The organism is Pantoea sp. X-Soil-YNGN-785 (assembly GCF_059730585.1).
In genome coordinates, this window is sequence record NZ_AP035942.1 from 150,891 (window position 1) to 174,121 (window position 23,231).

Annotated in this window: 19 protein-coding genes and 4 tRNA genes; 19 read left to right on the forward strand and 4 right to left on the reverse strand. The window is 55.9% G+C overall.

Annotated elements, in window-relative coordinates; all coding sequences use genetic code 11:
- Window positions 1–212: 212 nt before the first annotated feature.
- From rho to AC6I8E_RS00715, 17 genes are all read left to right on the forward strand, one after another.
- Window positions 213–1,472, forward strand: coding sequence for a transcription termination factor Rho (gene rho, locus AC6I8E_RS00635; RefSeq protein ID WP_003851960.1), 1,260 nt, complete (start codon window positions 213–215; stop codon window positions 1,470–1,472).
- Between the two features lie 280 nt (window positions 1,473–1,752).
- Window positions 1,753–2,832 carry a UDP-N-acetylglucosamine--undecaprenyl-phosphate N-acetylglucosaminephosphotransferase gene (wecA, locus tag AC6I8E_RS00640; RefSeq protein ID WP_033784413.1) on the forward strand — a complete coding sequence of 360 codons (1,080 nt, stop codon included), beginning with the start codon at window positions 1,753–1,755 and terminating at the stop codon, window positions 2,830–2,832.
- A gap of 29 nt (window positions 2,833–2,861) precedes the next feature.
- The gene (wzzE, locus tag AC6I8E_RS00645) at window positions 2,862–3,911 is read left to right on the forward strand and encodes an ECA polysaccharide chain length modulation protein (protein ID WP_095707676.1); all 1,050 of its coding nucleotides are present in this window, start codon (window positions 2,862–2,864) and stop codon (window positions 3,909–3,911) included.
- Window positions 3,912–3,921: 10 nt separating this feature from the next.
- A complete protein-coding gene (wecB, locus tag AC6I8E_RS00650) occupies window positions 3,922–5,052 on the forward strand; it encodes a non-hydrolyzing UDP-N-acetylglucosamine 2-epimerase (protein WP_041457283.1) in 1,131 nt (376 codons plus the stop codon).
- On the forward strand, window positions 5,049–6,308 hold the full coding sequence (wecC, locus tag AC6I8E_RS00655; protein ID WP_033784414.1) for a UDP-N-acetyl-D-mannosamine dehydrogenase: 1,260 nt from the start codon (window positions 5,049–5,051) through the stop codon (window positions 6,306–6,308). Before wecB ends, wecC begins: the two co-directional genes overlap by 4 nt.
- The gene (rffG, locus tag AC6I8E_RS00660; RefSeq protein ID WP_147789657.1) at window positions 6,305–7,375 is read left to right on the forward strand and encodes a dTDP-glucose 4,6-dehydratase; all 1,071 of its coding nucleotides are present in this window, start codon (window positions 6,305–6,307) and stop codon (window positions 7,373–7,375) included. Before wecC ends, rffG begins: the two co-directional genes overlap by 4 nt.
- A 19-nt stretch (window positions 7,376–7,394) precedes the next feature.
- Window positions 7,395–8,276: a glucose-1-phosphate thymidylyltransferase RfbA gene (rfbA, locus tag AC6I8E_RS00665; protein WP_008926428.1), complete on the forward strand. Its 882-nt coding sequence runs from the start codon at window positions 7,395–7,397 to the stop codon at window positions 8,274–8,276.
- Window positions 8,254–8,961: a dTDP-4-amino-4,6-dideoxy-D-galactose acyltransferase gene (rffC, locus tag AC6I8E_RS00670; RefSeq protein ID WP_497824321.1), complete on the forward strand. Its 708-nt coding sequence runs from the start codon at window positions 8,254–8,256 to the stop codon at window positions 8,959–8,961. The genes rfbA and rffC overlap by 23 nt, the downstream gene beginning before the upstream one ends.
- Window positions 8,948–10,078, forward strand: a complete 1,131-nt coding sequence (gene rffA, locus AC6I8E_RS00675; protein ID WP_497824322.1) for a dTDP-4-amino-4,6-dideoxygalactose transaminase — start codon at window positions 8,948–8,950, stop codon at window positions 10,076–10,078. Before rffC ends, rffA begins: the two co-directional genes overlap by 14 nt.
- Window positions 10,078–11,328, forward strand: a complete 1,251-nt coding sequence (wzxE, locus tag AC6I8E_RS00680; protein ID WP_497824323.1) for a lipid III flippase WzxE — start codon at window positions 10,078–10,080, stop codon at window positions 11,326–11,328. Before rffA ends, wzxE begins: the two co-directional genes overlap by 1 nt.
- Window positions 11,325–12,392: a TDP-N-acetylfucosamine:lipid II N-acetylfucosaminyltransferase gene (wecF, locus tag AC6I8E_RS00685; protein ID WP_497824324.1), complete on the forward strand. Its 1,068-nt coding sequence runs from the start codon at window positions 11,325–11,327 to the stop codon at window positions 12,390–12,392. Before wzxE ends, wecF begins: the two co-directional genes overlap by 4 nt.
- Window positions 12,389–13,732, forward strand: a complete 1,344-nt coding sequence (gene wzyE / locus AC6I8E_RS00690; RefSeq protein ID WP_497824325.1) for an ECA oligosaccharide polymerase — start codon at window positions 12,389–12,391, stop codon at window positions 13,730–13,732. The genes wecF and wzyE overlap by 4 nt, the downstream gene beginning before the upstream one ends.
- A 25-nt stretch (window positions 13,733–13,757) precedes the next feature.
- On the forward strand, window positions 13,758–14,498 hold the full coding sequence (wecG, locus tag AC6I8E_RS00695) for a lipopolysaccharide N-acetylmannosaminouronosyltransferase (RefSeq protein WP_315314360.1): 741 nt from the start codon (window positions 13,758–13,760) through the stop codon (window positions 14,496–14,498).
- A 158-nt stretch (window positions 14,499–14,656) separates the two neighbouring features.
- A tRNA-Arg gene (locus AC6I8E_RS00700) sits at window positions 14,657–14,733 on the forward strand.
- Between the two features lie 98 nt (window positions 14,734–14,831).
- Window positions 14,832–14,907: transfer RNA gene (locus AC6I8E_RS00705), tRNA-His, on the forward strand.
- A gap of 16 nt (window positions 14,908–14,923) precedes the next feature.
- Window positions 14,924–15,010: transfer RNA gene (locus AC6I8E_RS00710), tRNA-Leu, on the forward strand.
- Between the two features lie 20 nt (window positions 15,011–15,030).
- Window positions 15,031–15,107: transfer RNA gene (locus tag AC6I8E_RS00715), tRNA-Pro, on the forward strand.
- Between the two features lie 863 nt (window positions 15,108–15,970).
- Here the strand turns inward: AC6I8E_RS00715 and hemY are convergent.
- The 4 genes from hemY to hemC are packed head-to-tail and all read right to left on the reverse strand — an operon-like array spanning window position 15,971 to window position 19,995.
- A complete protein-coding gene (gene hemY / locus AC6I8E_RS00720; RefSeq protein ID WP_497824326.1) occupies window positions 15,971–17,167 on the reverse strand; it encodes a protoheme IX biogenesis protein HemY in 1,197 nt (398 codons plus the stop codon).
- A gap of 2 nt (window positions 17,168–17,169) precedes the next feature.
- Window positions 17,170–18,303 carry a uroporphyrinogen-III C-methyltransferase gene (hemX, locus tag AC6I8E_RS00725; protein WP_497824327.1) on the reverse strand — a complete coding sequence of 378 codons (1,134 nt, stop codon included), beginning with the start codon at window positions 18,301–18,303 and terminating at the stop codon, window positions 17,170–17,172.
- A 25-nt stretch (window positions 18,304–18,328) separates the two neighbouring features.
- Complete coding sequence (gene hemD / locus AC6I8E_RS00730) at window positions 18,329–19,057, reverse strand: uroporphyrinogen-III synthase (RefSeq protein ID WP_147789651.1); 729 nt, start codon at window positions 19,055–19,057, stop codon at window positions 18,329–18,331.
- The gene (gene hemC / locus AC6I8E_RS00735) at window positions 19,054–19,995 is read right to left on the reverse strand and encodes a hydroxymethylbilane synthase (protein WP_110331932.1); all 942 of its coding nucleotides are present in this window, start codon (window positions 19,993–19,995) and stop codon (window positions 19,054–19,056) included. The genes hemD and hemC overlap by 4 nt, the downstream gene beginning before the upstream one ends.
- Before the next feature lie 318 nt (window positions 19,996–20,313).
- Between hemC and AC6I8E_RS00740 the strand changes: the two genes are divergently transcribed.
- Entirely contained in the window at window positions 20,314–22,872 is a 2,559-nt protein-coding gene (locus tag AC6I8E_RS00740; RefSeq protein ID WP_041457156.1) for a class I adenylate cyclase, read from the forward strand.
- A gap of 147 nt (window positions 22,873–23,019) precedes the next feature.
- Window positions 23,020–23,220 (forward strand): LPS translocon maturation chaperone LptM, encoded by a 201-nt coding sequence (gene lptM, locus AC6I8E_RS00745; protein WP_013359686.1) that lies wholly within the window; start codon window positions 23,020–23,022, stop codon window positions 23,218–23,220.
- Window positions 23,221–23,231: the final 11 nt, after the last annotated feature.

Sequence of the window (23,231 nt, forward strand, 5' to 3'; positions counted from 1 at the left end):
GCCCTGTACCTTATAAAGATAGAACGGTTCAGCAATCTTACGGTTAGCTCCAACTCTGGCATCACATTCGGACATCTGCCTGCATACCGATCGCCATTTCATACGATGATCGTCGGGAAGAGCCGAAAAGAGCCATTAACGGCATGGATTAATTGCCATACCACTCACGACAAACATTCCGAGTATTACCCCGAGTTTAAGAACCCATCACTATGAATCTTACCGAATTAAAGAATACGCCGGTTGCTGAGCTGATTACTCTCGGCGAAAATATGGGGCTGGAAAATCAGGCTCGCATGCGCAAGCAGGACATTATCTTTTCCATCCTGAAGCAGCACGCGAAAAGCGGCGAAGACATCTTTGGTGATGGCGTGCTGGAGATTCTTCAGGATGGATTTGGATTCCTCCGTTCCGGAGACAGCTCCTACCTCGCCGGCCCTGACGATATCTACGTTTCCCCCAGCCAAATCCGCCGCTTTAACCTCCGCACTGGTGACACCATCTCTGGCAAAATCCGTCCACCAAAAGAAGGTGAACGTTATTTTGCGCTGCTGAAAGTTAACGAAGTTAACTACGACAAGCCGGAAAACGCGCGTAATAAGATTCTGTTCGAAAACCTCACGCCGCTGCACGCAAATAAACGTCTGCGTATGGAACGGGGTAATGGCTCAACGGAAGATTTAACCGCTCGCGTACTCGATCTGGCATCACCGATCGGTCGTGGCCAGCGTGGTCTGATCGTGGCACCGCCGAAAGCCGGTAAAACCATGCTGCTGCAGAACATCGCGCAGAGTCTGGCGTACAACTACCCGGATTGCGTGCTGATGGTGCTGCTGATTGACGAGCGTCCGGAAGAAGTGACCGAGATGCAGCGTCTGGTGAAAGGCGAAGTTATCGCCTCAACCTTCGATGAGCCTGCTTCGCGCCACGTTCAGGTTGCTGAAATGGTGATCGAGAAGGCCAAGCGTCTGGTTGAGCATAAAAAAGATGTCATCATCCTGCTCGACTCCATCACACGTCTGGCGCGTGCCTACAACACCGTGGTGCCTGCTTCAGGTAAAGTCCTGACCGGTGGTGTGGATGCCAACGCCTTGCATCGTCCAAAGCGTTTCTTTGGTGCTGCACGTAACGTGGAAGAGGGCGGAAGCCTGACCATCATCGCGACCGCGCTGGTCGATACCGGTTCGAAGATGGACGAAGTGATTTACGAAGAGTTTAAAGGTACCGGTAACATGGAACTGCATCTCGCCCGTAAAATTGCTGAAAAACGCGTCTTCCCGGCGATTGATTACAACCGTTCTGGTACGCGTAAAGAAGAGCTGCTCACCTCTCAGGAAGAGCTGCAGAAGATGTGGATCCTGCGTAAGATTATTCACCCGATGGGCGAAATCGACGCAATGGAATTCCTCATCAACAAACTGGCGATGACCAAAACCAATGATGAATTCTTCGATATGATGAAGCGTTCATAATCCGATACTGCCAGGCCGGACCACAGATTCGGCTTTTTTAGTTCAAATGCGCAGAAAATCGACCTTACGCCACGTCTCAACGTGGCGTTTTTCATTTGTGAGCTATAGGATTGAACACTGGCAGGAGCATTTATAATGACTGTGGTAGTGATGGCGAATTTATGACCGTTCGTCTGTCTCTTTATGCAGAATTCGGAATCCGACACAGCACCAGGCGCGCTTTTTCGCGTATTGTGGTGCGGGATGTTAGCTGAGAGCGTTTAACGTGAATTTACTCACTATGAGTACTGAGCTTGGTTTAATTTTTCTCTTTTCCCTGGCTTTCCTCTTTTTTGCTCGAAAAGCAGCTAAAAAAATTGGTTTAGTTGACAAGCCTAACTCACGTAAACGTCATCATGGCGCGATTCCGTTGGTGGGCGGCATTTCCGTGTTCGCAGGTATCTGCTTTACGTTTGCCATCACCAACTACTATCTGCCACACGCGCTGCTCTATCTGGGCTGCGCCGGGGTTCTGGTGCTGGTTGGCGCACTGGATGACCGATTCGATATCAGCGTCAAAATTCGCGCAGTCGTACAGGCCATCGTCGCGCTGGTGATGATGTTTGGCGCAAAACTCTATCTGCTCAGCCTGGGCTTTATCGTGGGTCCGTTCGAGCTTATCGTGGGGCCCTTCGGCTATGTGCTGACCCTGTTTGCCGTCTGGGCTGCGATCAACGCCTTTAATATGGTAGACGGGATCGATGGTCTGCTGGGCGGACTCTCCTCGGTCACCTTTGCCGCAATGGGTATCATCCTCTACTTCGATGGCCAGACCAGCCTCGCGATGTGGTGTTTTGCGATGATTGCCGCCACGCTGCCCTATATCCTGCTTAACCTCGGCTTCCTGGGGCGTCGCTTCAAAGTCTTTATGGGCGATGCCGGCAGCACCATGATCGGCTTCACCATTATCTGGATTCTGCTGGAAACGACGCAGGGTCTGAGCCATCCCATTACACCCGTTACCGCACTCTGGCTGATCGCCATTCCGCTGATGGATATGGTGGCGATTATGTATCGTCGCCTGCGCAAAGGCATGAGCCCGTTCTCGGCCGATCGTCAGCACATCCACCATCTGATTATGCGTGCCGGTTTTACCTCGCGTCAGGCCTTTGTCCTGATTACCGTTGCGGCGGCCATCCTCGCTGGTATCGGTGTACTGGGTGAATATCTGGCGTTCATTCCGGAGTGGGTGATGCTGCTGCTGTTCCTGGGCGCTTTTATGGTTTATGGCTACTGCCTGAAGCATGCGTGGCGCGTGGCGCGACGCGTCCGGCGTATCAAGCGTCGTCTGAGCCATCATCGCGAAGCAAAAAATAAATGAACCCGATGCTGAAAAAGGATACCTCTGCCATGCCTGCTGACGTTGTGGACAACGAACTGGATATTCGCGGCCTGAGCTGCCGTTTATGGCGTGGCAAACGCTGGATTGTCGGGCTGGCGCTGCTGTTTGCTCTGATTGCCTGGCTGGCGACGCTGCTATTGAAACAGGTCTGGAGCACCACGGCGATCACCGATCGCCCGACGGTGAACATGCTGGGCTCTTACTATGCGCAGCAGCAGTTCCTGACCAATCTGGATGTGCGCAACAATGCCCTGACGCTGGCTGCACCGTCACCGACGGTGATGGATCAGGTTTATCAGGAGTTCACCATGCAGCTTGCCTCCTGGGATACGCGTCGGGAGTTCTGGCAGCAAACGGATTACTACAAGAACCGTAAAACCGGCAATGCGCATAACGATGCCGCGCTGCTCGACGATTTGATCGGCAACATCCTGTTCACGCCCGCAGACGCAGCACATAACCTGCCCGATAACGTCAAACTTAAAGCGGAAACAGCAGGCGACGCTAACAATCTGCTGCGGCAGTACATCGCTTACGCCAGTGAGCGCGCCGCGCGTCATCTGAATGATGAGTTAAAAGGGGCCTGGCGGGCGCGTACCGATCAGTTGCAGGCGCAGGTAAAACGTCAGGAAAATGTGGCTAATGCGGTATTCCAGCGCCAGCAGCATCGGCTGGAGCAGGCGCTGAAGATTGCCAGCCAGCAGGGCATCAACGAGAAACAGACGCGCGAAGCGGGTGAGAACCTGGCAGACAGCGACCTGTTCCTGCTGGGCCAGCCCGTTCTGCAGGGACAGCTGGATACCCTGCGCGCCACCGGTCCGGAATTTGATATCAGCTATGATCAGAATAGAGCAATGCTGACCACGCTGCAGACCGGGCCAAAACTGAACAGCCAGTTCCAGACCTACCGTTATCTGCGTACGCCGGAAGAGCCGGTATCACGTGACAGTCCGCGACGTCTGTTCATGATGATTATGTGGGGTGCCGTTGGGGCATTAACAGGCGCGGGAGTGGCGCTGGCACGTCGTCCGCGTCTGATGTCAGACGCGCATGATTGAGAGAAACAGTGTGAAAGTTCTGACCGTATTTGGTACTCGTCCGGAAGCGATTAAAATGGCGCCGCTGGTGCAGGCGCTGTCGCAGGATCCCGCTTTTGAATCGCGACTGTGCGTGACCGCTCAGCATCGCGAAATGCTCGATCAGGTGCTGCGTCTGTTCAAGCTGGAGCCGGACTATGATCTCAATATTATGCGTCCTGAACAGGGGCTGACCGAGATCACCTGCCGCATTTTAGAGGGCATGAAAACCGTCCTGCTCGACTTCAGACCGGATATCGTGCTGGTGCATGGTGATACCACCACGACGCTGGCGGCGAGTCTGGCGGCTTTTTATCAGCAAATCCCCGTCGGGCATGTGGAGGCAGGTCTGCGTACCGGCGATCTCGCCTCGCCGTGGCCGGAAGAGGGTAACCGTAAGCTCACTGGCCATCTTGCCCGCCTGCACTTCACGCCTACCACCCGCTCGCGTCAGAACCTGTTGCAGGAGAATCTGCCCGATGCGCGCATCGTCGTCACCGGTAATACGGTCATTGATGCACTGCTGTGGGTTCGCGATCGGGTGCTGGACGACAGTAATCTGAACGCACAACTGGCGGCGCGCTATCCGTTTCTCGACCCGGATAAGAAACTGGTGCTGGTCACTGGTCACCGGCGTGAGAGCTTTGGCGGCGGTTTTGAACGTATCTGCAGCGCGCTGGCGCAGATTGCCCGCCAGCATCCCGAGGCGCAGATTGTCTATCCGGTACATCTCAATCCCAATGTCAGCGAGCCGGTTAACCGGATACTCAGCGGCATTGAGAATATCATTCTGATTGAACCGCAGGAGTACCTGCCTTTTGTCTGGCTGATGAACCGCGCCTGGCTGATCCTTACCGATTCCGGCGGCATCCAGGAGGAAGCGCCTTCACTGGGCAAGCCGGTGCTGGTGATGCGCGACACCACCGAGCGTCCTGAAGCCGTCGATGCCGGAACCGTCAGACTGGTGGGAACCGATATCGCCAGAATCGTAGCCAGCGTCAGCGAATTGCTGAGTGACGACGCTGCCTGGCAGGCGATGAGCCATGCCCATAATCCGTATGGCGATGGCAAAGCCTGTGGTCGTATTTTACAAGCCTTAAAAGATAACCGAGCCGAATTATGAGTTTTGAAACCATCTCCGTGATTGGACTGGGATACATTGGGCTGCCGACGGCAGCCGTTTTTGCCTCAAAGGGAAAAAAAGTGGTGGGCGTGGATATCAACGCGCGCGCCGTAGAAACCATCAATCGTGGCGCGATCCACATTGTGGAACCCGATTTAGATCAGGTGGTGCATGCGGCCGTGACGCGTGGCGATCTGCGCGCCACCACGCAGCCTGAAGCCGCTGACGCTTTTCTTATCGCCGTACCGACGCCATTCAAAGATGATCATCAGCCCGACCTGCGCTTTGTGAAAGCCGCGGCGGAGTCGATCGCGCCGGTTCTTAAAAAGGGCGATCTGGTGATTCTGGAATCGACCTCGCCGGTGGGCAGCACCGAACAGATGGCCGACTGGCTGGCTGCGGCGCGTCCCGACCTGCGTTTTCCGCAGCACGGAGAGACGCCCGATATTTTTGTCGCCTACTGCCCGGAGCGCGTGCTGCCCGGCCAGGTGATGGTTGAGCTGATTAACAATGACCGGGTGATTGGCGGCATGACGCCTGCCTGTTCCGCCCGCGCCAGCGAGCTTTATCGGCTGTTTTTAAAAGGCGAATGCGTTGAAACCAACGCCCGTACAGCCGAGATGTGCAAGCTGACCGAAAACAGCTTCCGTGACGTGAATATCGCCTTTGCAAATGAGCTGTCGCTGATTTGTGCCGACCAGGGAATTAACGTCTGGGAGCTGATTGCGCTGGCGAATCGCCATCCGCGCGTCAACATTCTGCAGCCGGGTCCGGGCGTTGGGGGGCACTGTATCGCCGTCGATCCCTGGTTTATCGTGGCGCAGAATCCCGAATTAGCTCGCCTGATCCGCACCGCGCGCGAGGTGAATGACGCCAAGCCGCAGTGGGTGCTGGACCAGGTGAAAACCGCGCTGGCGGATTGCCTGACCCAGACCGGCAAGCGCGCCAGCGATATCACCATCGCCTGCTTTGGCCTGGCCTTTAAACCCAATATCGACGACCTGCGCGAAAGCCCGGCGGTGGGCGTGGCCCAGAAGATTGCCGAATGGCACAGCGGCACCACCTGGGTGGTTGAACCGCACATTGAGCAGCTTGCTGACTCGCTGGCTGACAAAGCAGAGCTGGTCTCCTGCGAGCAGGCGCTGGCACAGGCCGATATTCTGGTGATGCTGGTCGATCACCGCGCCTTCCGCGCCATTGATGCCGCCGACGTTCAGCAGAACTGGATTGTCGACACCAAAGGTGTCTGGCGATGAAGCGCTTTCTGATTACGGGCGGTGCCGGTTTTATCGGCTCGGCTCTGGTGCGCTTTCTGATCGCAGAAACCAGACATCAGGTGGTGGTGGTCGATAAACTCAGCTATGCCGGAAATCTGGCGTCACTCGCCAGCGTGGCCGATTCGCCCCGCTTCTGTTTTGAGCAGGTCGACATCTGTGATCGTGCGGCGCTTGATCAGGTTTTTGCCCGTCATCAGCCAGACTGCGTGATGCATCTTGCGGCTGAAAGTCATGTTGATCGCTCGATTGATGGACCGGTGGCCTTTATTGAGACCAATATTGTCGGGACTTATCAGTTGCTGGAAGCCGCGCGTTTTTACTGGCAAAACCTGGATGACGCGCGCAAGACGGCTTTTCTGTTTCACCATATCTCGACCGATGAAGTGTTTGGCGATCTGCATGACAGCCAGGCTTACTTCACCGAAACCACCCCTTATGCGCCAAGCAGTCCTTACGCCGCCTCTAAGGCCAGCAGCGACCATTTAGTACGGGCCTGGCTGCGAACCTACGGTCTGCCCACGCTGGTTACCAACTGCTCGAACAACTACGGTCCCTGCCATTTCCCGGAGAAGCTGATCCCGCTGACCATCATCAATGCGCTGGCTGGTAAAGCCTTGCCGGTTTACGGCAACGGCCAGCAGATTCGTGACTGGCTTTACGTTGAAGATCACGCTCGCGCACTCTATCAGGTGGTCAGTCAGGGCAAGCCAGGCGAGACCTATAATATTGGCGGCCATAACGAGCGCCGCAATATTGAGGTAGTCGAAACCATCTGCAGCCTGCTTGAAGAGCTGGCCGCAGAACAGAAACCTGCCGGGCTGGCGCATTATCGCGACCTGATTACCTATGTCACTGACCGGCCCGGTCACGATCAGCGCTACGCCATCGATGCCAGTAAAATTGCGCATGAACTTGGCTGGGTGCCGCAGGAAACCTTTGAAAGCGGCATGCGTAAAACCGTGGCATGGTATCTGGCTAATCCCGCCTGGTGGCAGGCCATTCTGGATGGTCGCTATCAGGGCGAACGCCTCGGCTTATCGCAATAAACCCGCGTAAGGAGCAGTGATGAAAGGCATCATTTTAGCTGGAGGCTCGGGCACGCGGTTACACCCGATAACCCGGGCAGTATCAAAGCAACTTCTGCCGGTCTACGACAAACCGATGATCTACTATCCGCTTTCCGTGCTGATGCTGGCGGGGATTCGCGACATTCTGTTGATCACCACGCCGGAAGATCGGGCACAGTTTGAACGCCTGCTGGGTGATGGCAGTGAATTTGGGATACGCCTGAGCTATGCGGTGCAGCCCAGTCCTGATGGGCTGGCGCAGGCCTTTATCATTGGCGAATCTTTTATCGGCGATGACAATTGCTGCCTGGTGCTGGGTGACAATCTCTATTTCGGTCAGGGCTTCAGTCCCAAGCTGCGGAAAGTCGTCGAACAGAATCGTGGCGCAACGGTGTTCGGCTATCAGGTTATGGACCCGGAGCGTTTCGGTGTGGTGGAGTTTGACGATAACTTCAAAGCGATATCGATTGAAGAGAAGCCCCAGCAGCCGAAATCGCGCTGGGCGGTCACCGGACTCTATTTCTATGACAACCAGGTTATCGAATTCGCAAAACAGGTTAAGCCCTCTTCGCGGGGCGAGCTGGAAATTACCGCCATTAACCAGATGTATCTGGAGCGCGGTGAGCTGACGGTCGAACTGCTGGGACGCGGCTTTGCCTGGCTTGATACTGGCACCCACGACAGCCTGGTGGAAGCCAGCATGTTTGTGCAGACGGTGGAAAAACGTCAGGGCTTTAAAATTGCCTGCCTGGAAGAGATCGCCTGGCGTAACAGCTGGCTCAGTGATGACCAGCTGCGTGCTGCAGGTGAAGCGCTGACAAAAACTGGCTACGGCCAATACCTGCTGGATTTATTACATGCCCGTCCACGTCAGTATTAATCCCCTTAGCTGGGAAAGTGCATTCTTCGGTGTTGAGACCGTGCGGCTGGAGCCGGAAGGTGACATTCCGCTGGAGCAGGCGCTGCGTCATCCCTGTGCGCTGATGCAGATGAAAGTTGCGGCCAGCGAGACGGCGCTGATTGATACACTGCAGCAGCATCAGTTTCAGCTGGCAGAAGGCGAGGCGGACCTGGCGCTGGCGGTTAACGAGACGGAACGGCAGGCGGGGATTCGCATTGCGCGCGAAGCACAAATTCCGCAGCTGCATGATGCAGCGTCACAGCTCTTCAGCCAGAGTCGTTTTCGCGCGCCCTGGTATGCACCGGACGCCAGCGGCCGTTTTTATGCGCAGTGGATTGAGAATGCGGTGCGCGGAACGTTTGACGATCAGTGTCTGGTGGCCAGTGATGCCACCGGCCAGCTGCAGGGTTTTGTGTCGCTGCGCGCAGTGGACGGCGATGCCCGCATTGGCCTGCTGGGTGTGCTGCCTGACGCGCAGGGCCAGGGGCTGGGTCAGCGACTGCTGCTGGCAGCGGCGGACTGGGCGCGGGTAAGACAGCTGGCTCAGCTTCGGGTGGCTACCCAGCTCAGTAATCTCACGGCGATGCGCCTCTATTTACGCAGCGGTGCCCGGCTCGACAGCACCGCCTACTGGTTTTACAGGAAAGGTCATGATTCCATTTAATGCGCCCCCGATTGTGGGCACAGAAATTGAGTATATGCAGTCGGCAATGAACAGCGGCAAGCTGTGCGGTGACGGCGGATTTACCCGTCGCTGTCAGCAGTGGATGGAGCAGCGTTTTGGCAGCAAAAAAGTGCTGCTGACCCCTTCCTGCACCGCTTCGCTGGAGATGGCGGCGCTGTTAATCGATCTGCAGCCCGGCGATGAGGTGATCATGCCGAGCTACACCTTTGTCTCAACCGCCAACGCCTTTGTGCTGCGCGGCGCGCGCATCGTGTTTGTCGATGTGCGCCCGGATACCATGAACATTGACGAAACGCTGATCGAAGCGGCCATCACTGAAAAAACCTGCGCCATTGTGCCGGTCCATTACGCAGGCGTGGCCTGTGAAATGGATACCATTATGGCGCTGGCGGCAAAGCATAAGCTGTTTGTGATTGAAGATGCGGCGCAGGGTGTGATGTCACGCTACAAAGGTCGCGCGCTGGGCACCATCGGTCATATTGGCTGCTTCAGTTTCCACGAAACCAAGAACTACACCGCCGGTGGCGAAGGTGGCGCGACATTGATCAACGACGCCAGCCTGGTCGAGCGCGCCGAGATCGTGCGGGAAAAAGGCACCAACCGCAGCCAGTTCTTCCGGGGTCAGGTCGATAAATATACCTGGCGCGACATGGGATCGAGCTACCTGATGGCCGATCTGCAGGCGGCCTATCTCTGGGCGCAACTGGAAGCCGCTGAACGCATCAACCAGCAGCGGTTACGCATCTGGCAGCGTTATTATGACGCACTCCACCCGCTGGCCGCCCAGGGCCGCATCAGTCTGCCGGTGATCCCCGCCAGCTGCGAACATAATGCGCACATGTTCTACATCAAACTGCGCGATCAGGACGATCGCCAGGCGCTGATCAACTGGATGAAAGAAGCCGAGATACTGACGGTGTTCCACTATATTCCGCTGCACAGTTCACCTGCCGGCGAGCGTTTCTCGCAGTTTGTCGGCGACGACCGCTTTACCACTCTGGAAAGTGAACGCCTGCTGCGCCTGCCGCTGTTTTATAACCTGTCGGATAACAATCAGAGCACGGTTATCAGCTCACTGCTGAGCTTCTTTTCCTGATGTCATTAGCCAGAGCTTCAGTATGGACTGCGTCGTCCACGCTGGTAAAAATTGTGTCTGGTCTGCTGGTGGTCAAATTGCTGGCGGTCAGCTTCGGCCCTGAAGGTGTCGGCCAGGCGGGTAACTTCCGCCAGTTGATCACCGTGCTGGGTGTGCTGGCGGGCGCGGGCATCTTCAACGGCGTTACCACCTATGTCGCGCAGTATCAGCAGCAGCCCGGACAATTGCGGGCGATGGTGGGCACGGCATCGGCTATGGTGCTGGGCTTTTCCGGCGTGCTGGCGCTGCTGTTTCTGCTGGCGGCGGCACCCATCAGCACCGCGCTGTTTGGTCACGACCGCTATCAGGGCGTCATTCGCGTTGTCGCTTTTCTTCAGCTCGGCATCGCCTGGGCCAACTTTATCCTGGCGCTTCTGAAGGGCTATCGCGACGCGCGTGGTAATGCGCTGGCGCTGATTCTCGGTAGTCTGACTGGCGTGGCGGGCTATCTGCTCTGCTGGTGGCTGGGCGGCTATCAGGGCGCATTGATCGGCCTGGCGCTGGTGCCAGCCTTGCTGCTGCTGCCTGCGCTACTGATGCTGAAACGCCGCGCGCCGCTGCCGCTAAGCTGGCTGCGGCCACAGTGGCATCCTGAGCTGGCGCGTAATCTGGCAAAATATACCCTGATGGCGCTGATCACGGCCGTGACCCTGCCGGTTGCTTGGGTAATGATGCGTAACCTGCTGGCAGAGCAGGAGGGCTGGGCGCAGGTCGGATTGTGGCAGGGTGTGACCAGCATTTCCGATGCCTACCTGCAGTTTATCACCGCAACGTTTAGCGTCTGGCTGCTGCCGACGCTGGCGCGGCTCGACAACAAACGCGACATCGCGCGTGAGATTGGCCGTGCATTGCGCTTTGTCCTGCCCGCCGTGGCGGTTGCCAGCTTTGGCGTCTGGGTGCTGCGTGACTTCGCCATCAGCCTGCTGTTCTCTGAGGCTTTTCGCGGAATGCGCGATCTGTTTATCTGGCAGCTATGCGGCGATGTTTTTAAAGTCGGTGCCTATGTTTTCGGATATCTGGTTATCGCCAAAGCCTCGCTGCGCTTTTACGTTCTGACTGAGATCAGCCAGTTTCTGTTACTGACCCTGTTCTCACGCTGGCTGATCCCGTTACATGGCGCGACGGGTGCGGCGCAGGCCTATATGTTTACTTATATGGCTTACTTTGCCCTGTGTTGTGGCGCTTTTATTGTTTACTGCCGGAAAAAATGACTTTAATTCACGTTTTGGGATCGGATATTCCCCACCACAACCTTACAGTGCTGCGCTTTTTCAACGACGTTCTCAGCGTTGAGCAGCCTGCGGCTTCGCCACGCCATTTTATGGTCGTGACGCAGCAGCCAGAGAGCCTGGCTCCGTTCAGTGCGTTACAGATCGAGTGTTTCGCCAGCAAGAAAGCGCTGGCGCAGGCAGTATTGCAGCGGGCCAGGAATCGTCAACAGCGGTTTTTCTGTCACGGTCAATTTAACCCGTGGATCTGGCTGGCATTACTCAGCGGTAAACTGCGCCGTTCACAGCTTTTCTGGCATGTCTGGGGCGCCGATCTTTATGAAGATTCGCCCAGCCTGAAGTTTCGCCTGTTCTATCTGGTGCGCCGGATAGCGCAGGGGCGTGTTGCACAGGTTTTTGCGACCCGTGGCGACCTGCATCACTACCAGCAGCGTCATCGCCGGGTTCCGGGTTCACTGCTCTATTTCCCGACCCGAATGCCAGATGCTGCCGTTGAGTCGGCGCCGTCAGAGCCGTTTACGCTGCTGCTGGGTAACTCGGGCGATCCGAGTAACCGGCACATTGAAGGCTTAAAAGCGATTCACGCACAGTTTGGCGAGCAGGTGCGCATCGAAGTCCCATTAGGTTATCCGCCGGGCAATGAGGCGTATATCAGCCAGATTCAGACCGCAGCAGAGGCGCTGTTCCCGAACGGGCAGGTGAATCTGCTGCGCGAAAATCTGGCGTTTGATGATTACTTAGCGCTGCTGGCGCGCTGCCATGTCGGCTATTTTATGTTTGAACGCCAGCAGGGGGTGGGCACACTTTGCCTGCTGATCCAGGCCAGCGTGCCGTTTGTTCTGACCCGCAAAAATCCATTCTGGCGTGATGTGGCAGAGCAGCAGCTTCCGGTACTGTTCAGCGAAGATACGCTGTCGCCTGCAGTCATCGCCGAGGCACGCCGGCAGCTGATGCGCTGTGATAAACAGGCTATCGCCTTCTTTGCGCCGGGTTATCTGGCAGGCTGGCGCACAGCGTTACAACTCAGCGAAGGGGAGTTGTCATGAGTCTTATGCAGTTTGGCGGCCTGCTGGTGGTCTATCTGCTGTCGCTGGTTTTTATTCTGACCCTGACCTGGCGGGAATTTAAGCGCGTTCGTTTTAACTTCCATCTGTTCTTTACACTGCTGTTCTTACTGACCTTCTACTTCGGCTTCCCGCTGACCTCCGTGTTGGTGTTTCGCTTTAACGTGGACGTGATGCCGGTTGAGAATCTGCTGAAGGCGCTACTGTCGGCCACGGCGTTTTACGCCATTTATTACGTCAGCTATAAAGTGCGGTTGAAACCGGCGGGTGAGCCGCCGGCTAAGCCCTGGCTGCAGATGAACCGGGTTGAAACCCACCTGACCTGTGTGATTCTGGCGCTGGTCGCGCTGGGTACCGTGACGGTATTCTTCATTCACAACGGTTTTCTGCTGTTCCGCCTGACCGCCTATAACCAGATTTTCTCCAGCGAAGTATCGGGCGTAGCGCTTAAGCGCTTCTTCTATTTCTTTATTCCGGCGATGCTGATCCCCTACTTTTTACGCCCGACGCGCCGCAACTGGCTGCTGTTCCTGGTGGTGACCGTGGCCTTTGGTCTACTGACCTACGCACTGGTGGGCGGAACCCGCGCCAATATCATCATTGCGTTTGCCCTGTTCCTGTTTATCGGGATTACCCGTGGCTGGATCACCCTGTGGATGCTGGCAACGGCGGGTGTGATGGCGATTGCAGGGATGTTCTGGCTGGCGCTGCGCCGTTATAACCTCGACGTGATGGGCGATGAAGCGTTCTATACCTTCCTGTATCTGACGCGTGATACCTTCTCGCCGTGGGAGAATCTCGCCCGGCTGCTGGATAACTACGACAAAATTGAGTTTCAGGGGCTGGCACCTCTGTGGCGTGATTTCTACGTGTTTATTCCGACCTGGCTCTGGCCGGATCGACCGCTGGCGGTGTTGAACAGTGCCAACTATTTCACATGGGAAGTGCTGAATAACCATTCGGGCCTGGCGATTTCACCCACGCTGATCGGGTCGCTGGTGGTGATGGGCGGCGTCTGGGCCATTCCAGTTGGTGCTGTTGCGGTAGGAATGATTATTAAAGCCTTTGATGCGATCTATCAGCGTGGCTGCCTTGAGACGAACCGCTATACCGGTGCCATCCTGCAAAGCTTCTGTTTTGGCGCAGTGTTTAACATGATCGTACTGGCCCGCGAAGGTCTTGATGCGTTCGGCTCACGAGTAGTGTTTTTCTGCCTCATTTTTGCTGCCTGTCTGGGCATGGCTAAATTACTTTTCTGGTTACTGGATCGCGCAGGTTTGATTCGCGACCGCAGCAGGCGGGTGTTGCACAGCCCGCTCTGATTAACCTCTGGGATTGACGGAAGATATGACAACGTTAACTGAGACGCCGCAGTACCGTATTCGCGGCGTTGATTTGTATGGCTTCGAAAACATGCCGTCGGCAGTGAATTTTCTGATGCCGCCGCAGAGCGTTCGCAGCGGTATTTTAGTGGCCATCAATGCGGAGAAGATCCTGACCGCTGAGCGGGATGAAGGATTGCGCACGCTGTTAGCGCAGGCGGAGTATGCGTATGCCGATGGCATCAGCATCGTGCGCTCGATTCGTAAAAAGTATCCGCAGGCGTCGGTGCAGCGCATTGCGGGTGCTGATTTATGGGAAGCGCTGATGGAGCGCGCCGGGCGTGAAGGGACGCCGGTGTTTCTTATCGGCGGTCGCCAGCAGGTGCTGGATGAAACCTGCAATAAGTTACGTCGTCAGTGGAATGTAAATATTGTCGGGGCGCAGGATGGCTATTTTGCGCCAGCCGATCAGGATGCGCTGTTTGCCCGCATTGCGGCCAGCGGTGCGAAGCTGGTGACCGTGGCGCTGGGCTCGCCACGTCAGGAGCTGCTGATGCTGGCGTGCCGTGCGTACTGGCCTGATGCCCTCTATATGGGCGTAGGCGGAACCTACGATGTTTTCACCGGCCATGTGAAGCGCGCGCCTAAAATCTGGCAGCGGCTGGGGCTGGAGTGGCTCTATCGTCTGATTCGGCAGCCGAGCCGCCTGCGCAGGCAATTAAAACTGCTTAAATATTTGCGCTATCACTGGCGCGGCGATCTCTGATATTGCTGATAAATGCCGAATTTTCAGGCATTACGAGAGTGGAAATGTACTATTTGTCGACGAAATGCACAAAGCGTAATCAAACGCGTCTTTTTATTTAAAAAGCACTAGACACGATGGGCGCTTATCTCTAGTATGCACATCCGCAACGGCGCTACGCGCCCGTAGCTCAGCTGGATAGAGCGCTGCCCTCCGGAGGCAGAGGTCTCAGGTTCGAATCCTGTCGGGCGCGCCATATCGTTTGTGCGCATGAGCTTCGGTGGTTGATTTACCGCGGTTGGCAGTAGAGATTTAAATGCTGCAGGTTTTAAACTTGTAACATTAAGAATAGTGGTGGCTATAGCTCAGTTGGTAGAGCCCTGGATTGTGATTCCAGTTGTCGTGGGTTCGAGTCCCATTAGCCACCCCAGATTTTGCTGGGAAACGCGAAGGTGGCGGAATTGGTAGACGCGCTAGCTTCAGGTGTTAGTGTCCTAACGGACGTGAGGGTTCAAGTCCCTCTCTTCGCACCAGGCAAAACAGTTAAAAAAATCGGCGAGTAGCGCAGCTTGGTAGCGCAACTGGTTTGGGACCAGTGGGTCGGAGGTTCGAATCCTCTCTCGCCGACCATTTTTAGAAACCTGTCTGAAAAGACAGGTTTTTTTTCGTCTGTAGAAAAGTGTGTGAGGACCTTTGCAGAGGGTTTAGGCAGGTACGGCGAGATAAGTTTGCTGTAAATCTGAGCATGCGAAGGGAACACGGTCAGATCGGAAAGTCGCTTGAGCCATCCATGGCCGCTCGGCCCACGCGATTACGCACCTCATCCCTGAGGTGCGCCCGTATCCGGGCCAACGCTTTGCGTTGTTCAAAAACGCTCCCGGCGTTTTTTTCCGGGCGGTGGGACGCTTTCCTCCTCTGCCCGTGTTCCTTGCGCGTTGAGCTTCTTCATTGCTGCGGAATCACTCTGCCTTGATTTGGCCAATAATCTAAGCAACGTCGTGAATCGCAGACAAATAAACCATTGTTATTGTTGAAATCACCGTAAGAATTACCTTGCTGTCTCCATCCAGAGACAGAGAAAATGCCAGCTGTCGCCTGATACCGACACTTCATGCCATATCCCGCTATGACCAGACTTATCGATCTGTTTAAGGCATTGATTTATAGTTATTTTAAAAATAAACCTTAACCTGGCACGGCTTGTGCAATACTTCTGCTGTAGATGCTCATTCCACCTCTTATGTTTGCTGATGCTACATAAACCTGGGAATGATGCAGAGCCAATTTTAGGTACCTGTTGTCTGCCTGCCTGTATCGCGAAAGCCTTACAGGGTTAACAGACACCACGTTGAGTCAGGTACCTCCCGGTTGTCTTACCGACCTGATCTTACACCTGCCAATGGCAGGTGTTTTTTTGCGTGTAAGAATAGGGCGGCAGATTGCGGGCACAAAAAAGCCGGGCAAGCCCGGCTTTAACCTGTATGACAACCGCATCAGACGTTGGGGTTATTCTTCAGCGTCAGCAGCAATCCTTCACGGCGCATTTTCGCGGCCTCTTCCGGACGATGCAGACGATCATAAACATCCGCCAGCCACGCATAATCGAACGCATCCGGACGCTGTGCCAGCGCCCGCTGCAGCGCATCGGCTGCCTGCTGCCATTCGCCATGACGCATCAGCAACTGTCCCAGCGTACTGTGCAGCAACGGCGTTGCGCCATGCTGTTTGATCTGCTGGCGTAATGCTTTCTCCAGCGCTTCCGGATTACCGCTTTTGATGCGCGGCATCAGAAGCACCAGACGATCGTCATAATGACGCTTGAGGCCTTCCAGCACGATCGACTGTGCAGTGTCGTGATCGTTGCATTCAATCAGATGATCCGCCATTGCCACCTGCAGGGTCGTATCCTGACGGGTTTTGCGGCTCAGCGTGCTCCACCAGCGCTTCAGGCCATCACTGCCCTGATCGGCCATTGCCTGATTCATCAGACCCAGCCAGGCCTGCTGCTGTAACGCATCACGATGCAGCTCATCACCGACCTGCGCCTTCTGCATAGCAGGCAGAATATCCAGCAATGCACTCCAGGCACCCGTACGGACGTACGCCTGTTCGGCCAGGCGCAGCACTTCAGGGTGACGCGGCGCCACTTCCAGCAGACGGTCAATGCTGTGCCGCGCCGCATGATCTTCGTTACGGGCCAGCTGAATACGAGCGCGGGCAATTTCAACCGGAATGGTATTGCTTTCGGACAGCTCAGCAGCACGTTCAAGGTGCTGATTAGCACGGATCTCATCGCCACGCTGCTGGGCGGCTTCCGCGGCCAGCAGGTAGTTCGCTACCGGTACATCGGCGTGATCGGCATCTTTAGACAGCAGTTTCTCCACCTGACGGTGATCGCCTTCTGCCAGCTTCATCAGCGCAGACTGAGTATGACGCTGGGCGCGACGGCGTTTACGGCCGGTAAACCAGCCGCGGGTACGCGCCCCGGTGTGCAGCACGCGGCGCAGCAGCCATTCCACCGCCAGAATCACCAGCAGGCTGATGATAAGGATAATCACCAGGCCGGTGACGCTGGTTTCGATATTCCAGTTATCGGTCTGAATCAGCACGTAGCCCTGATGACCGGCAATCATCGGTCCCAGCACCACGCCCGCAATCAGCAGGATAAAGAGGATAAATACCTTAAGCATGCTTAGCCTCCCTGCTGATTAGCAGCGGCAGACGGTTGCGCCAACAGGTTCCGCACGCGTGTCTGCATCAGCTGTTCCAGCAACGGCTGACTTTCCAGGTTATCCGGCAGATCCATGTTGATGTTCTGCTGGCTCAGCTCATCCAACTGGGCAAGGAAGGCTTTGGTAGCGGCATCATTGGTGTCGTACCAGGCGCGAACCCAGGCGGACACGGTGTCGAGAGATTGTTTATAAATCTCATCCTGATGACGCGGTACGGCCTGCGCAGCGATCAGCAGACGCGAGCGGATATTCTCACGCAGGTAAACATCCTGATTCGGAGCCAGCAGCGGCTGTGCGGTGTTATCGCGGCGGCGGATGGTAATAAAGTCATCCATAAAGTTATGCCAGCTTTTCACCAGATTCTGACGCCATTCGCGCACGGAACCTGAGAGTTCGCCGCCATCGCTGTCCATCGGCGCATCATCGCTGTCGTTGTCGGCCAGACGCAGATTATCAACGTTGTTCGACAGCTGATTCAGCTTGAGGATCACGCCGTCGTAGTCGACCTGCGTAACGGAAGAGAGGTTACTGATATCCTGGGTCAGCGCACGACGCACATTCATTACGCTGGGATCGTTCATGTCAGCCAGGCTGGCATCGGCGCTTTTCAGCAGTGCAGCGGCGGTAGTGGCATCCTGATCGCTCCAGAGTTTGCGGCCAGCCAGTTTCACCAGATAGTCCGCCTGTGCCAGCAGCCAGCTGCGCACGTCGTTGCCAGAAATTACAGCCACTTTTTCACGCAGCGTTTCCAGCTCTTTTGCTGACGCGGTCTGCTGCTGCTGTGCCGTCTGCAGGGCAGTTTCAGCGCCACTCAGTTGCTGTGTCAGCTGCTGTTTATCGCTGCTGGCCTGCTGCTGCAACGCGCTTAACTGATCGCTCAGCTTCTGATTGGTTTGTGCCTGTAAATCAGCCTGATGTTTCCCGTTAAGGTATAAACCCGCACCTATCGCCAGCGCGATGACAATCGCAACTGCACCCAACACCATGCCACCATTTTTCGCATTACGCGGTGGTGTGCTGTTGCTGGAAGGAGAGCGGTCGACCGCTGGGGTGGTTTCTTCAACCATGGCGGAGGAGTCTTTTTGTTCCGTCATATGTGGCACATCCCATTGTTAAAGTTCAGCGTAACGCGCGCAGCAGCGCATCGTTATCGGCACCATCGGCTACCTGAATATCCTGCCAACCCAATCCTGCGGCCAGGGTAGCCAAACGTTCACTGACGACTATCAGTCGGCAGTTGAGCAGCCATTCCTCGCGATCAACCGCGGGGAATAGCGAAAAAAGCTGTTGTAACATTTCACCGCTGGTCACCACCAGCACAGAGACGCCGCGATCGCGCCAGCGGCGGCCTTCAACCGGCCCGTCATAATGCTTCTGGCAGCGCTGGTAGCAGGCAGCAAACGTTACCTCAGCACCTCGCCGGGTTAATGTCTCCGCCAGCAATTCGCGTCCAGGATCGCCACGCAGAATCAGCGCACGTTTACCGGCAACCTGCTGAAGCGTGTTTATCCTGATCAATTCCTCACTGGTTTCATGCGCATGAGGCCAGGTCACCTGCTGTCCGCTGACGGTGTGAAACGCCAGCGCGGTGCTGCGACCAATTGCATAATAGTCCAGCTCAGTGGGCCATGCTTTGATCGCGTGCTGGGCGTAGTGAATAACCTGCTGAGAAAGAATAAAGACGAGGTCGTCAGCACGAAGTCCGGCGAGCTTGTGAGGCAGGGAATCGAGGTCAGCGCCCGGTGCAAATTCGATTAGCGGCAGGCTCCACGCCTGTTTGCCAAGGGCATGCAGGCGTGACACCAGCTCTGCCGCTGCGGGTTCCGGGCGCGTCACCAGGATGGTCATGCCGGCGGCTGCCCCTGGTAGACCTCTTTCAGGATTTCACGCGCGCCGCCGTTCAGCAGCTCATCGGCCAGTGAAATGCCCATCTGTTCAGCCTGCGCGCGGGGGCCACGACGTTCTCCGCTGACCATAACCCGGCCATCGGGCGCGCCGACCATGCCGCGCAGCCAGAGCTCATCGCCTTCCAGCACCGCGAAGCTGCCGATGGGCACCTGACAGCCACCCTCTAAGCGCGTATTCATGGCACGTTCTGCTCTGACACAGACTTCGGTGTCATCGTGATTCAGCGCCTGTAACAGGCTGATTAAAGTGGTGTCGTCCAGACGGCATTCAATGCCGACCGCACCCTGGCCCACGGCGGGCAGGGAAACGTCGGCAGGCAATGCCTGGCGAATGCGATCTTCCAGCCCCAGACGCTTCAGCCCGGCGACGGCAAGAATGATCGCGTCATACTCGCCGGCATCAAGTTTGCCGAGGCGGGTGCCGACGTTGCCACGCAACGAGCGGATCACCAGATCCGGACGGCGCGCGCTAATCTGGCACTGACGACGCAGGCTGGAGGTGCCGACAACGGCGCCCTGTGGCAGCGCATCAATGGAGTCATAATGATGAGAAACGAACGCATCGCGCGGATCGTCGCGCTCGCAGATGGTCACCAGGCCCAGACCTTCAGGGAAACTGACCGGCACATCTTTCATAGAGTGCACGGCCATATCGGCACGGCCATCCTGCATTGCCAGCTCAAGCTCTTTGACAAACAGCCCTTTGCCACCGACTTTTGCCAGCGGCGTATCAAGAATGATGTCACCTTTGGTGACCATAGGCACCAGCTCAACGCGCAGTCCCGGATGGGCACTCATGAGTCGTTGCTGTACATAATGTGCCTGCCATAATGCGAGCGGGCTTTGTCTTGTAGCAATTCTGAAAATTTTGTCTAACATGCTGTTAACCATTTTTATCGTTCACTGAATATCCTATCATCTCTGGGTGAATACTGTCAGTTTCAACGGATTGAAAACGGCCTGTGTGCGGTTTCAGGCCCGGTTTATCAAGCCATAGCGTGGCAACCCGTGCCGAAAAGGCGGGAAGCTGGTAAGAACGTGCTAAACTGTTAAGTAGCGCAACTTTCTTTACGGTCAATCTGCCGAGTGATAGATTGATCACGTTTCCAGCAATTATCTGCCCACTTTTTTACTTTTAATAAGCGGCAGAGCGTGGAAACAGGGTGCTTAAACACTGGGACAATCAGGCGAAACGTCTTGTACCTCTACATTGAGACACTGAAACAGAGACTGGATGCAATCAACCAGCTGCGCGTTGATCGTGCGCTGGCTGCCATGGGACCCGCTTTTCAGCGCGTCTACAGTCTGCTGCCAACCTTATTACATTATCAACATCCGCAGATGCCGGGTTACCTTGAAGGTAGCGTTCCACATGGCATCAGCTTCTTCACGCCTGATGAAAATCAACGCCAGCTGCTGGCCGACCTCACCGGCGACAGCGATCTGCGCCATGCCGATGCGCCGAAAGGCGAAATGCCGATCACCGCTATCTACTCTATGGGCAGCACCTCGTCTGTCGGCCAGAACAGCATCTCCGATCTTGATATCTGGGTCTGCCATCAATCCTGGCTCGATAATGAAGAGCGCCTGAATCTGCAGCGCAAATGCACGCTGTTGCAGAAGTGGTGTGTCTCAATGGGCGTGGAAGTCAGTTTCTTCCTGATTGACGAAAACCGCTTCCGTCACAACGAAAGCGGCAGCCTGGGCGGTGAAGATTGCGGTTCAACCCAGCACATTTTACTGCTGGATGAGTTTTACCGTACCGCGGTTCGTATGGCGGGCAAACGCATCCTGTGGAATATGGTGCCGGGCGAAGAAGAGCATCATTACGACGACTACGTGATGTCGCTGTATGCCAAAGGCGTGCTGACACCCAATGAGTGGCTTGACCTGGGCGGCCTGGGCACGCTGTCGGCGGAAGAGTATTTCGGTGCCAGCCTGTGGCAGCTCTATAAAAGTATCGACTCGCCTTATAAAGCCGTACTGAAAACGCTGCTGCTGGAAGCTTACAGCTGGGAATACCCGAACACGCAGCTGCTGGCGATGGATATCAAACAGCGCCTGCACGACGGCGAAATCATCTGCTTCGGACTTGATCCTTACTGCATGATGCTGGAGCGCGTTACGCACTACCTGACCAGCGTTGACGATCAGCCGCGCCTTGACCTGGTGCGTCGCTGCTTCTATCTCAAAGTGTGTGAAAAGCTCAGCACCGACGATCATCAGCAACGCACCGGCTGGCGTCGCGAGATCTTATCGCAGCTGGTGAAAGAGTGGGGCTGGAACGAAGAGAAGATCGCCATTCTGGACAACCGTGCCGGGTGGAAAATCGAGCGGGTGCGCGAAGCCCATAACGAATTGCTGGATGCGATGATGCAGAGTTATCGCAACCTGATCCGCTTTGCCCGTCGCAATAACTTAAGCGTCAGCGCCAGCCCGCAGGATATCGGTGTATTGACCCGTAAACTGTATGCCGCGTTTGAAGCGCTGCCGGGCAAAGTGACGCTGGTGAATCCACAGATTTCGCCCGATCTTTCTGAACCGAATCTGACCTTTATTCATGTGCCGCCTGGCCGCGCTAACCGTTCCGGCTGGTATCTCTATAACCAGGCACCAGACATGGATTCGATCATCAGCCATCAGCCGCTGGAATATAACCGCTACCTGAACAAGCTGGTGGCGTGGGCCTGGTTTAATGGTCTGCTGACCCGCAAAACCCGGCTGCATATTAAAGGCAATGAGACCTGCGATCTGGCGCGTCTTCAGGAACTGGTCAACGATGTTTCCAGCCATTTCCCGCTGCGTCTCCCTTCGCCGACGCCAAAAGCGCTCTACAGCCCGTGCGAAATCCGGCACCTCGCGATTATCGTTAACCTTGAGCACGATCCGACGGCGGCCTTCCGCAATCAGGTGGTGCACTTCGACTTCCGCAAACTGGATGTCTTTAGTTTTGGTCAGCAGCAGCAGTGCCTGATTGGCAGCATCGATCTGCTCTATCGCAACTCCTGGAATGAAGTGCGTACGCTGCACTTCAGCGGCGAACAGGCGATGATCGAAGGGCTGAAAACTATTCTCGGCAAGATGCATCAGGATGCCGCACCGCCGGATACGGTAGAAGTGTTCTGCTACAGCCAGCATCTGCGCGGGCTGATTCGCACGCGCGTCCAGCAGCTGGTCTCTGAATGCATTGAGCTGCGCCTCTCCAGCACGCGTCAGGAGCCAGGCCGCTTTAAAGCGCTGCGCATGGCGGGTGAGACCTGGGGTCTGTTCTTTGAACGCATGAGCGTCTCGGTGCAGAAGCTGGAAAACGCGGTAGAATTTTATGGCGCGATCTCCAATAACAAGCTGCATGGGTTGTCGATCAAAGTCGAAACGAATCAGACGCCGCTGCCACCGGTGGTGAACGGCTATGCCAGCGAAGGCATCATTCAGTTCTTCTTTGAAAACACCACGGATGAGCGCGGCTTCAACATCTATATCCTCGATGAGAGCAATCGGGTTGAGGTTTATCATCACTGTGAAGGCAGCAAAGAGGAGCTGGTGCGCGACGTCAGCCGCTTCTACTCCTCGTCACACGATCGCTTTACCTATGGCTCGAGCTTTATCAACTTCAACCTGCCGCAGTTCTACCAGATTGTGAACACCGGTGAGCGATTCCAGGTGATCCCGTTCCGGAGTCAGACGCTGACGCAGCTCTGTACAACGCAGCCTGACAACGACAACAGCGACTATCAACCGCGCTATCAGGTGCATTGATGCTGACGGGCTGCCTGCGCTCTGCAGGTGGCCGCTATCTTCCTGGCCTGTCACCCGGTTCACGCTATTTGCGGGGATTTCCTGTTGCTTTTCCACCTTCAACTGCGATGATAAGCATCCAGGTAAAGGACATTAAGAGCATAAAGAATGAAGAAAGTAATAAGCCTGTTGGCCATGACACTGGCAGTAATCAGCCTTGCAGGTTGTGGTCTGAAAGGACCGCTCTACTTCCCGCCGAAGGACCAGCCGAAGAAACAACAAGCCCCAACCGAACGCCAGAAAGCGGATGCCACTAAAGCCGATGTCGGCGGGCTGGTGACCGGCAATTCAGGCGTAAAAGCGAACTAATCTGATGGCTT